Origin of the sequence: Diaphorobacter sp. JS3050, assembly GCF_013154915.1 — a bacterium.
Taxonomy (GTDB): domain Bacteria; phylum Pseudomonadota; class Gammaproteobacteria; order Burkholderiales; family Burkholderiaceae_C; genus Diaphorobacter; species Diaphorobacter nitroreducens.
In genome coordinates this window covers 568,973-580,334 of record NZ_CP053553.1, presented here as the reverse complement: position 1 = coordinate 580,334, position 11,362 = coordinate 568,973, and the positions used below count along the sequence as shown (strand labels likewise).

9 protein-coding genes and 1 pseudogene are annotated in these 11,362 nt (G+C 67.9%); 5 read left to right on the top strand and 5 right to left on the bottom strand.

Going from position 1 to position 11,362, the window contains the following annotated elements; all coding sequences use genetic code 11:
- Window positions 1-244: 244 nt before the first annotated feature.
- The 5 genes from HND92_RS02805 to HND92_RS02790 form a co-directional block, all read right to left on the bottom strand.
- Complete coding sequence (locus HND92_RS02805; protein ID WP_253940097.1) at window positions 245-1,282, bottom strand: pseudouridine synthase; 1,038 nt, start codon at window positions 1,280-1,282, stop codon at window positions 245-247.
- 56 nt (window positions 1,283-1,338) lie between these two features.
- Window positions 1,339-2,145 (bottom strand): Crp/Fnr family transcriptional regulator, encoded by an 807-nt coding sequence (locus HND92_RS02800; RefSeq protein WP_172205710.1) that lies wholly within the window; start codon window positions 2,143-2,145, stop codon window positions 1,339-1,341.
- 158 nt (window positions 2,146-2,303) lie between these two features.
- A complete protein-coding gene (locus HND92_RS19270; RefSeq protein WP_253940096.1) occupies window positions 2,304-2,501 on the bottom strand; it encodes a general secretion pathway protein GspB in 198 nt (65 codons plus the stop codon).
- A gap of 255 nt (window positions 2,502-2,756) precedes the next feature.
- Window positions 2,757-3,110 (bottom strand): hypothetical protein, encoded by a 354-nt coding sequence (locus HND92_RS19265; RefSeq protein ID WP_253940095.1) that lies wholly within the window; start codon window positions 3,108-3,110, stop codon window positions 2,757-2,759.
- A gap of 4 nt (window positions 3,111-3,114) precedes the next feature.
- Window positions 3,115-4,821: an ExeA family protein gene (locus HND92_RS02790; RefSeq protein WP_172209128.1), complete on the bottom strand. Its 1,707-nt coding sequence runs from the start codon at window positions 4,819-4,821 to the stop codon at window positions 3,115-3,117.
- Between the two features lie 224 nt (window positions 4,822-5,045).
- Between HND92_RS02790 and HND92_RS02785 the strand changes: the two genes are divergently transcribed.
- From HND92_RS02785 to HND92_RS02765, 5 genes and pseudogenes are all read left to right on the top strand, one after another.
- Entirely contained in the window at window positions 5,046-6,980 is a 1,935-nt protein-coding gene (locus HND92_RS02785; protein ID WP_041835859.1) for a long-chain fatty acid--CoA ligase, read from the top strand.
- 22 nt (window positions 6,981-7,002) lie between these two features.
- Window positions 7,003-7,788, top strand: a complete 786-nt coding sequence (locus HND92_RS02780; protein ID WP_011803929.1) for an ABC transporter ATP-binding protein — start codon at window positions 7,003-7,005, stop codon at window positions 7,786-7,788.
- A 10-nt stretch (window positions 7,789-7,798) separates the two neighbouring features.
- Window positions 7,799-8,728, top strand: a pseudogene (locus HND92_RS02775) (branched-chain amino acid ABC transporter permease).
- A gap of 118 nt (window positions 8,729-8,846) precedes the next feature.
- The gene (locus tag HND92_RS02770; RefSeq protein ID WP_172205708.1) at window positions 8,847-9,923 is read left to right on the top strand and encodes a branched-chain amino acid ABC transporter permease; all 1,077 of its coding nucleotides are present in this window, start codon (window positions 8,847-8,849) and stop codon (window positions 9,921-9,923) included.
- Between the two features lie 76 nt (window positions 9,924-9,999).
- Window positions 10,000-11,325, top strand: a complete 1,326-nt coding sequence (locus HND92_RS02765; RefSeq protein ID WP_172205706.1) for an ABC transporter substrate-binding protein — start codon at window positions 10,000-10,002, stop codon at window positions 11,323-11,325.
- Window positions 11,326-11,362: the final 37 nt, after the last annotated feature.

Below are 11,362 nucleotides of genomic sequence, written 5' to 3'. Positions count from 1 at the left end.
GCTTCAAGGGGCGCGGCACGGCGATTTGCCCCCAACCAATGCCACGCTGGCCGCATGCCCCAGCGTCGGCGCGATCCTGAGCGCGGTGATCTACAACGCACCGCTGTCGAGCGGCAGCAGCGACTGAACGCCCACCGCAGCCATCAAAAAAGAGAGCGGCTTGCGCTCTCCTTTTCTGCATTTCAAATGGTTTTGAAGTGCAAACGCCCTTTTGGCGAGCGCTAGCAGCTCCTGATTTAATAGCTTAAAAGCGCTCACCCGGCGCCAGATAGCGCCACTGGCCCGGCGGCAGCTTGCCCAGCAGCACCTGGCCGATGCGGATGCGCTTGAGGCCCACCACCTTGAGGCCCACCAGCTCGCACATGCGTCGGATCTGGCGCTTTTTGCCCTCGCGCAGCACGAAGCGCAACTGCTCGGGGTTCTGCCACTCCACCACCGCCGGCTTGAGCTGCTGGCCGTCCAGCGCCAGGCCATGGTTCAGCAGCGCCAGCTTGTCGGCGGGGAAGACGGCGCGCACATCCTGCGCGCGATCGCCGTACTGCACGCGCACCAGGTACTCCTTGTCCACCGTCGAGTCCTCGCCGATGAGCTGGCGCGCCACGCGGCCGTCCTGCGTCAGCACCAGCAGGCCCACGGAGTCGATGTCCAGCCGCCCGCAGGGTGCCAGGCCCTTGAGTTGCGCCGGCGCGAAGCGCGTGCGGCTCTCATCGTCCTTCCAGTGCGTACGTGGGTTGATCAGCGCCACGGCCGGCGTGTGGCCGTCCTCGGCCTGGCCGCTCACATAGCCCATGGGCTTGTGCAGCAGGATGGTCACCTGCTGGCGCTGGTGGCCCTGGGCCGCGCGGTCCACGTCGATGCGGTCGTGCGGCCCCACCTGCAGCCCCATGGCCGCCACCTGCCCGTTGACGCGCACCCAGCCCTGGGCGATCCAGTCGTCGGCCTCGCGGCGCGAACACAGCCCCAGATCGGCCATGCGCTTGTTCAGGCGCATGCGGCCGTCTGCAGGCGCCTGCGCAGCGCCAGCGGGCGCACGGGTGGCAGGAGGGCGCGGCGCGGCCGGCGCGTGCTGGCTCGCCGTACGGGGGGCGCCTGCCGCGCCGCTGGGTGCGGCCGTGCCGGCCGTGCGGCCTGCGGACCGGCCCGGCGCCTTGCCGGTAGCCACAGGTGCTGCGGGCGTGGTCGGCTTGCGCAGCACCAGCCGCGGGCGCAGCGGAGTGGGGGAAGCAGAAGCGGACGGTGCGGGGACGGACCGTGCGGGGGGGCGTTCGGGCGTTTCGGGCATGGCGCTATTGTCTCGCGCCGTGGAGCGCGCCGCGCCCCGCCCCATCTACCGCGCCTTCAGATCATGGCGGCGGGCTCGTTCTCGTCGGCCGGCGCCCTGCGCGGTGAAGCGCGGCGCCGGGGCCCGGGGCGGCCCGCGTCCGCCGGCTCCATCCGCCTGAACAGGCTGGTGCGCAGCGCCTGCAAGTCCAGCACGCGCAGGCCGCCGTACTCCACGCGGATCGCCCCCTGCGCTTCCAGGGTCGCCAGGGCCTCGTTCACACGTTGGCGCGACAGGCCGACCAGGTAGGCCAGCTCCTGCTGGGTGATGCGCAGCACTTCCCCGACGCCCGGGTAGAGCACGGGGTTGAACAGCGCCGCCAGGCTGCGCGCCACGCGCAGGTCGGGGTTGGTGAGGCGGTCGATTTCCCGCGCGGCGATGAACTGCGCCAGGCGCTCGTTGAGCTGGTTCATCACGAAGCGGTTGAAGCCGATGGAATGGTCCAGCAGCCAATGGAAGGTGTCGATGGGCAGGCCCGCCACCACGCTCCTGCGCAGGGCCTGGATGTTGTAGCGGTAGGGCTCGCGCTTGACCGCCGTGCCTTCGCCGAACCAGCCGCCGGGGGGCACGCCGGTGAAGGTCATGGTCAGCCCGTCGGCGTTGTCCGCGCTCATCTTGAGCAGGCCCTCGACCACCCCAAACCAGTACGTCACCGGCCGGCCCACACGGCACACGTAGTCGCCCGGCTGGGCATCGCCGACGGCCAGCGCTGCCACCGCCCGTTCGCGCTCGGCGGGCTGCAGCAACGCCATCCAGGGAATGCCGCTGAGTTCTTGGGCCGTGGGCGGGCGGCGCCGCTGGTGCAGGGAGGCGTCTTGGCTCATGCGCGCAAGCATGCGGTCAAAGCGCGCAGCGGGGCAGCGGGAATACCACGAACCAACGCCTGGCCGGTCCGAGGTATCGACACACCCTGGTGCTATTGATTTAATAGCTGTTGGCGCTTACTGATTCTGGGTTCAAGCCCTGTTTGACTACAAACCCATCACTGCGTCGGCAAGGCATAGCGGTAGCCGCGAAACGCCCACACGGTGCGCGCCGGCTCGATGCGCTCCAGCACCAGGCCGGGGGCGGCGGTATCCCCCTCGTGCAGCACCTGGCCGTTGACGATCACCATGCGGTACACGGGGTTGGACGAGTAGGTCACGCCCGCGAGCTGCAGGGTGGGCAGTTGCTCACGCACGCTCGCCGGCAGGTCGGCCTGGGCAAAGACGGTTCCCGTCGATTCCTGCGGCGCGGGTGCCGGCGGCGCAGCGCGCGGGGCCGGTGCGCGGGCAGGCGCCGCGGGGCCGGCGCGCTGCGCTCGGGCCGGGGGCAGGCGCTTCGGCGCGGGCGGAGCGCTCGGGCGTGGGTTTGGATGCTGGTGCCGGTGCTCGCGCTGGCGCTGGCGCTGGCGTTGGCGTTGGCGTTGGCGTTGGCGTTGGCGTTGGTGTTGGCGTTAGTGTTGGTGTTGGTGTGGATGCGGGCGCAGTTTCGGGCGCAGGCGCTGCCCCATGGGCCGGCACGGCCATCGGCGCGGCGGCGGCTGGAGCGGCAGGCGCCGGTATCGCGGGGCGGGCGCAGGCACCACCGCGGCCACCGTCGCACTGGGCGCACGCACCAGCCACCAGGCGCCGGCTGCCGCCCCTACACCCGCCAGCGCTGCAAGCACCATCCAGGGCAGCCCCCGCGCCGGTGCGGCGCGCTGCACGGTAGGCACCGCGACGGGCGACGCGGGGGTATGCAGGCCGGGCACGCTGCCACGGCCGCGCTCGGCCTGGGCGCGCCGCAGCGCATCAAGAATGTAGGACATGGGTTCAGGCTCCGCTGAGCAAACGCGGCTCCGGCACGCCTGCGGCGCGGTTGAGCAACATCAGGGTCAAGGGACCAGCGCGGCCATCGGGCGTGAGGCCCTGGCCCAGCTGAAATTGGTGGATGCGCGCGCGGCGCGCGGCGGGCGTTGCGGTACGGGCTGCGGCGGTGCCCGCGCCGGCGGCCGCCAGTTGCTGGTCCAGCCAGGCAGCGCCCGCGGCAGTGGCGGTGACGTCGCCCGAATCGGCCAGCTCGGCAGGGGCCTTCCACAGCGTGGCAACCTCGCCGCGCCACAGCGGCGCAAGCTCCGTCACGCGCACCTGCAGCGTCTGGCCCTGCACGCCTTCCAGCGTGGCGGTGCCGTCATCCAGCCGGCGCAGCAAGACCGCCACCTCAGGCGCCAGGGCCTCGCCCTGCGCATCGCCCTCGGCGGGCCGCAGCATCAGCAGCACGGGCCGATCAAGCTGGCGCAGCAGGTTCAGGCTGGCGCGGCGGCTGCGGTAGCAGCGCAGGCCCTCGGACGCCAGCGCGGCGCAGGGGTCCGCGGCGCCGTCGGGCACGCTCGCCTGCCACTGCCGGGCCAGCGCCTGCCAGGCCGCCGGCGCCTGCGCCACGGGCTGGATGGCCAGGAACTGCGCCAACGTCGGCGGGAGGGCCGGCGCGTCGGGCGCAGAAGCGGCCGAGGCGGGGGATGACGCGGGCACGGCCGCAGCCGACGCGGCGATGGCCGGCACCTGCGCCTGTGTCTGTGCCTGCGTGGAGCCGGCGCCACCGTCTGCAAGCGGCCACCAGCCCAGGGCCCAGGCCAGCCCGCCCAGCGCCGCCGCGCCCACCAGCCCGCCGGTTCCAGCGGCCAGCCAGCGCCCCGCCGTGCCGGGGCGCGCCGTGGCGGGCGCATCGAACACCTCGCGCGCGGCGCGGCGCACCATGGCATCGGTCACCTCGCGCACACCCGCGCCGTAGGCACCCAGCAGGGCACGGTCGCACAGCAGGTTGATGCGCCGCGGCACGCCACCCGTCAGCGCGTGCACGCGCGCCAGCGCCCGCTGCTGAAAAGGCAGCGGCCCTTGCAGCCCGGCCACGGCCAGGCGGTGGGCGATGTACTGGCGTGTTTCGTCGGCGCTCAAGGCGTCCAGGTGGTAGCGCGCGATCACGCGCTGCGCGAGCTGCTCCAGCTCCGGCGCCGCCACCATCGCACGCAGTTCGGGCTGGCCGATGAGGATGATCTGCAGCAGCTTGCGCTCGCTGGTCTCGAGGTTGGTGAGCAGACGCAGTTGTTCCAGCACATCGGGCGCGAGGTTCTGCGCCTCGTCGATGATGAGCACGTTGTTGCGCCCCGCCGCGTGCTGCTGCAGCAAGAAGTCGTTGAGCGGGTCCAGGCAGTCCTTCACGGTCTCCGCCCCCGGTATGGCGGGGCGGTGCGCCACGCCAAATTCGTCGCAGATGGAGCGCAGCAGCTCAGGCACCGTGAGCTTCGGGTTGAAGATGTAAGCAACGTTGCACTGCGGCGGAATCTGTTCCAGGAAGCAGCGGCACACCGTGGTCTTGCCGGTGCCGATCTCGCCCGTGAGCAGCACGAAGCCGCCGCCCGCATCCAGGCCGTACAGCAGGTGGGCCAGGGCTTCGCGATGGCGCTCGCTCATGAAGAGGTAGCGCGGGTCGGGCGCGATGGAAAAAGGCGGGTGTTCGAGTCCGAAGAACGGGGCGTACATGGCGGCGAGCATAGCGCCCTCGCCTGTCGCGCCCATGAACCCCTCAGCTCCCCGCGATCACCACCTGTCGAGGGCGGTCAGGGTTAGACCCCTGAGGACTAACCCTTGAATTGTCATCGCAAAGACAAGATAACGTCAAAGTCGTTCCTACCATTGGTTGCAAACCGGCAGCGGACTTCGTGTTTCCCGTGCGCTGCCCTCCACAGACCCTGATAGGAACCGGAATGAAGACCACATTCCCCCATCTACTGCTGCAGCACGCCGCCCAGCGCCCCGACGCTGCAGCACTGCGCGAGAAAGAATATGGCATCTGGCAGACCTGGAGCTGGAAGGACGCCGCGGCCGAGGTGCGCCACATGGCCTGCGGCCTGCTGTCGCTGGGCTTTGCCAAGGGCCAGAACCTGGCGCTGATCAGCGACAACCGGCCACACCTGTACATGGGCTTCGTGGCCGTGCAAAGCGTGGGTGGCGTGCCGATTCCGCTGTACCAGGACGCCGTGGCCGCCGAGATGACCTTCGTCATCCAGGACGCGGAGATTGCCTTCGCGTTTGCCGAAAACCAGGAACAGGTGGACAAGCTGCTGGAAGTGCGCGAATCGGTATCCGGCATCCAGCACATCATCTACGACGACCCGCGCGGCCTGCGCCACTACGACCAGCCGGGCCTCATCAGCACCGCGCAGTTGGTGGCGCGCGGCGCCGAATGGGACAAGGCCCACCCCGGCGCATGGGATGCCCTGGTGGAGCAGATCGACCCGCAGGACGTGTCGGTGATCCTCTACACCTCGGGCACCACGGGCAAGCCCAAGGGCGTGTGCCAGACCCATGCCAGCTTCATCGCCTCTGCGCAAGGCGCGGTGGAGGTGGACCGCCTGGGCCCGCAGGACAACGTGATTTCCTACCTGCCCCCGGCGTGGGTGGGCGACCACCTGTTCTCGCTCGCGCAGTGGATGGTGGCCGGCTTCACCATCAACTGCCCCGAGTCCGCCAGCACCGTGTCCATCGACCTGCGCGAGATCGGCCCCACCTACTACTTCGCCCCGCCGCGCGTGTTCGAAGGCATGCTGACGTCGGTCTCCATCCGCATGGAAGACGCCGCTGCGCCCAAGCGCTGGCTGTTCGAGAAATGCATGCAGCTGGCGCGCCGTGTGGGCTCCGACCTTCTGGACGGCAAGCCCGTGGGCGCAATTGACCGCCTCAAGTACCGCCTGGCCGACCTCGCCATCTACGGACCGCTGCGCAACGTGATGGGCCTGTCGCGCATCCGCGTGGCCTACACGGCAGGCGCGGCCATCGGGCCCGACCTGTTCCGCTTCTTCCGCTCCATCGGCATCAACCTCAAGCAGCTCTACGGTCAGACGGAAACCTGCGCCTACGTCTGCCTGCAGCGTGATGGCCAGGTAGACCTGAACACCGTGGGCCAGGCGGCTCCCGGCATCGAGCTGAAGATCGCCGACAACGGCGAGGTGCTGGTCAAGGGCGTGTCGGTGCTCAAGGAGTACTACAAGCGGCCCGACGCCACCGCCGAGGTGATCGACGCCGAAGGCTACTTCCACACCGGCGATGCCGGCGTGATCGACGCCAACGGCCAGCTGCGCATCATCGACCGCGCCAAAGACGTGGGCAAGACGGCCAGCGGCGCCATGTTCGCGCCCAACTACATCGAGAACAAGCTCAAGTTCTTCCCGCACATCAAGGAAGCCGTCTGCTTCGGCAACCAGCGCGATCAGGTCTGTGCCTTCATCAACATCGACTACGAGGCCGTGGGCAACTGGGCCGAGCGCCAGGGCATCCCTTACGGCGGCTATGTGGACCTGGCCTCCAAGCCCAAGGTGATCGAGCTGATCGCCGACTGCATCTCGCAGGTGAACGCCGACCTGGCCGCCGAAGCCGGCATGGCCGACACGCAGGTCGCGCGCTTCCTCGTGCTGCACAAGGAGCTGGACCCCGACGACGACGAACTGACCCGCACACGCAAGGTGCGCCGCAATTTCATCGCCGAGAAGTACGGCGTGCTGGTGGATGCGCTGTACACGGGCAAGGCCGAGCAGTTCATCGAAACGCAGGTGAAGTTCGAGGACGGGCGCAAGGGCAGCGTGAGCGCCACGCTGAAGATCACCGACGCCAAGACCTTCCCCGCCACCCGGGCGGCCGCCTGACACGCAACGAGGCAGCAGACACATGACCAGCAAGAAGATTGGCGACGTCATCCTCGACGTCAAGAACATCAGCCTGCGGTTCGGCGGCGTCAAGGCGCTCACCGACATCTCATTCAACGTGCGCGAGCACGAGATCCGCTCGATCATCGGCCCCAACGGCGCGGGCAAGAGCTCCATGCTCAACTGCATCAACGGGGTGTACACGCCGTCCGAGGGCTCCATCACCTTCCGCGGCCAGACCTTCGGCCACATGAACAGCCGCCAGGTCGCCGAGATGGGCATCGCGCGCACCTTCCAGAACCTGGCGTTGTTCAAGGGCATGAGCGTGATCGACAACATCATGACCGGGCGCAACCTCAAGATCAAAAGCAACCTGCTCCTGCAGGCACTGCGCATCGGACCGGCCGAGCGCGAGGAGATCGCCCACCGCGAGAAGGTCGAACACATCATCGACTTCCTGGAGATCCAGGCGCACCGCAAGACCCCCGTCGGCCAGTTGCCCTACGGCCTGCAAAAGCGCGTGGACTTGGGCCGGGCCCTCGCCATGGAACCTCAGGTGCTGCTGCTGGACGAGCCCATGGCCGGCATGAACGTGGAGGAGAAGCAGGACATGTGCCGCTTCATCCTGGATGTGAACGACGAGTTCGGCACCACCATCGTCCTCATCGAACACGACATGGGCGTGGTGATGGACATCAGCGACCGCGTCGTGGTGCTGGACTACGGCAAAAAGATCGGTGACGGCGCGCCGGACGAAGTGCGCAACAACGAAGACGTGATTCGCGCCTACCTGGGCACCAGCCACTGAGGGCAAGCAAATGGCATTCTTTCTCGAAACCCTGATCGGCGGCCTGATGGCCGGCATGCTCTACGCGCTGGTGGCACTCGGCTTCGTGCTGATCTTCAAGGCCTAGGGCGTCTTCAACTTCGCGCAGGGGGCCATGGTGCTGTTCGCGGCCCTGGCCATGGCGCGCTTTGCCGAGTGGATCCCGGAGTGGACCGGCATCAGCAACCCCATCGTGGCCAATCTGGCCGCGTTCCTGATCGCAGGTCTGTGCATGTTCGCAGTGGCCTGGTTCATCGAGCGCCTGGTGCTGCGCCACCTCGTGAACCAGGAAGGCGCCACGCTGCTCATGGCCACGCTGGGCATCACCTACTTCCTGGAAGGCCTGGGCCAGACCTTCTTCGGCAGCGACATCTACAAGATCGACATCGGCATGCCCAAGGACCCGGTGTTCCTGCTGGACACCGTGTTCGAGGGCGGCGTGCTCGTGAACAAGGAAGACGTGATTGCCGCAGGCATTGCCGCCGCCCTGGTGGTGGTGCTGAGCATCTTCTTTCAAAAGACCAAGACCGGCCGCGCATTGCGCGCCGTGGCCGACGACCACCAGGCGGCGCAGTCCATCGGCATCCCGCTCAACCACATCTGGGTCATCGTGTGGTGTGTCGCCGGTGTCGTGGCACTGGTGGCCGGGATGATCTGGGGCTCCAAGCTGGGCGTGCAGTTCTCGCTGACCACGGTGGCGCTGCGCGCGCTGCCGGTGGTGATCCTGGGCGGCCTGACCTCGGTGCCGGGCGCCATCATCGGCGGGCTGATCATCGGCGTGGGCGAGAAGCTCTCCGAGGTGTACCTGGGCCCCTTCGTGGGCGGCGGCATCGAGATCTGGTTTGCCTACGTGCTGGCCCTCGTGTTCCTGCTGTTCCGGCCCCAAGGTTTGTTCGGCGAGAAGATCATCGATCGCGTATGACATACGCGATCAACCCGCAGGGTTCTTCGCCGCAGGCGAAGGATGGTCTTCCGGCGAGGGCACGCAGTGCCCGCAGCCAAAAGATCATCGCCCTTGGTTGAAAGATTTGGAGTAAATAATGTTCTACCGCGAAAACGGCCAGTTCAAGACCACCTACAAGGCCGACCAGCAGATCTTTCCCATCACCCAGGACCGCATCGCCATCCTGCTGCTGTTGGCCGTGGCCTTCGTGGCGGTGCCCGCGATGGCGTCGGACTACTTCTACCGCGCCATCCTGATCCCGCTGGTCATCATGTCCATGGCCGCGCTGGGCGTGAACATCCTCGTGGGCTACTGCGGGCAGATCTCGCTGGGCTCGGGCGCCTTCATGGCGGTGGGCGCCTACGGGGCCTTCAACTTCTTCGTGCGCTTCCCCGGGATGCCGCTGGTGCCGGCCCTGATCCTGGGCGGGCTGTGCGCCACGTTCTTCGGCATCCTGTTCGGGCTGCCCAGCCTGCGCGTGAAAGGGCTGTACCTGGCCGTGGCCACGCTGGCGGCGCAGTTCTTCAGCGACTGGATGTTCCTGCGCATCAAGTGGTTCACCAACAATTCCGACTCCGGCTCGGTCTCGGTCAGCAACCTGCAGGTCTTCGGCATGCCGCTGGACAGCGCCATGGCCAAGTACCTGTTCTGCCTGACGCTCCTGGTGGTCGTGGCCCTGCTGGCCAAGAACCTGGTGCGCGGCGCCATCGGCCGCGAATGGATGGCCATCCGCGACATGGACGTGGCCGCCGCGGTGATCGGCATCCGCCCGATGTACGCCAAGCTCAGCGCCTTCGCCGTCAGCTCCTTCATCGTCGGCATGGCGGGCGCGCTGTGGGCCTTCGTGCACCTGGGTTCGTGGGAGCCGGCGGCGTTCTCGGTCGAGGTGTCGTTCCGCCTGCTGTTCATGGTCATCATCGGCGGCATGGGTTCCATCATGGGCGCGTTCTTCGGCGCAGCCTTCATCGTGGTGCTGCCCATCTTCCTGAACCAGTTCCTGCCCGCGGTGGCCGGCATGTTCGGCGTGGACATCTCCACCGCCGCCGTGTCGCATGCGGAACTGATGATCTTCGGCGCGCTGATCGTGTGGTTCCTCATCGTGGAGCCCCACGGCCTGGCCAAGCTGTGGTCCATCGGCAAGCAAAAGATGCGCGTGTGGCCCTTCCCCCATTGATGCCATTGCAAGGTGTGTTCCGCGCCGACCGGCGCAATTCAGGCGACGTTCCATCCAACCACAAGGAGACAAGACCATGAAATTCACCCGACTCGCTGCGGCCGCCACGGTGGCCTGCACCCTGGCCGGCTTTGCAGGCGCCGCCGCCGCCCAGGCCAAGGAACAGTTCTTCCCCCTGCTGTCGTACCGCACGGGCCCCTACGCACCCAACGGCGTGCCATGGGCCAACGGCAAGCAGGACTACATCAAGATGATCAACGCGCGCGACGGCGGCGTGAACGGCGTGAAGCTGACCTGGGAAGAGTGCGAGACCGGCTACGCCACCGACCGCGGCGTGGAGTGCTACGAGCGTCTGAAGAGCCGCCCCGGCGTGACGCTGTTCGACCCGCAGGCCACCGGCATCACCTTCGCGCTGACCGAGAAGGCGCCCGTGGACAAGATCCCGCTGATGACGCTGGGCTACGGCCTGTCGGTCGCGCAGGACGGCATGGCGTTCAAGTGGAACTTCCCCTACATGGGCAGCTACTGGACCGGTGCCGACATCCTGATCCAGCACATCGGCAAGAACGCCGGCGGCCTGGACAAGCTCAAGGGCAAGAAGATCGCGCTGGTCTACCACGACAGCCCGTTCGGCAAGGAGCCGATCCCGCTGCTGCAGGAGCGCTCCAAGATGCACGGCTTCGAGCTGCAGATGCTGCCCGTGACCGCGCCCGGCGTGGAGCAGAAGGCCACCTGGCTGCAGGTGCGCCAGAGCCGCCCCGACTACGTGCTGCTGTGGGGCTGGGGCGTGATGAACTCCACCGCCCTGAAGGAAGCCCAGGCCACCGGCTACCCGCGCGACAAGATGTACGGCGTGTGGTGGGCCGGTGCCGAGCCGGACGTGCGCGACGTGGGCGATGGCGCCAAGGGCTATCACGCACTGGCGCTCAACGGCCATGGCACGCAGTCCAAGGTCATACAGGACATCCTCAAGCACGTGCATGGCGCCAACCAGGGCACGGGCCCCAAGGACGAAGTGGGCTCGGTGCTGTACACGCGCGGCGTGATCATCCAGATGCTGGGCGTGGAGGCCGTGCGCCGCGCGCAGGAGCGCTTCGGCAAGGGCAAGGTCATGACCGGCGAGCAGGTGCGTTGGGGCATGGAAAACCTGGCGCTGGACCAGAAGAAACTGGACGCGCTGGGCTTCACCGACCTGATGCGCCCGCTGTCCACCAGCTGCGCGGACCACATGGGGTCCACCTGGGCCCGCGTGCACACCTGGGACGGCAAGCAGTGGAAGTTCTCGTCCGACTGGTACCAGGCCGATGAGCAGGTCATCAAGCCTATGGTCAAGGCCGGCGCGGACAAGTACCTCGCCGACAAGAAGATGTCCCGCCGCGAAGCGGGCGACTGCCAGTCCTAAGGACGTCCCCTGAGGCGCTGCGCGCCATCGTCCTTCT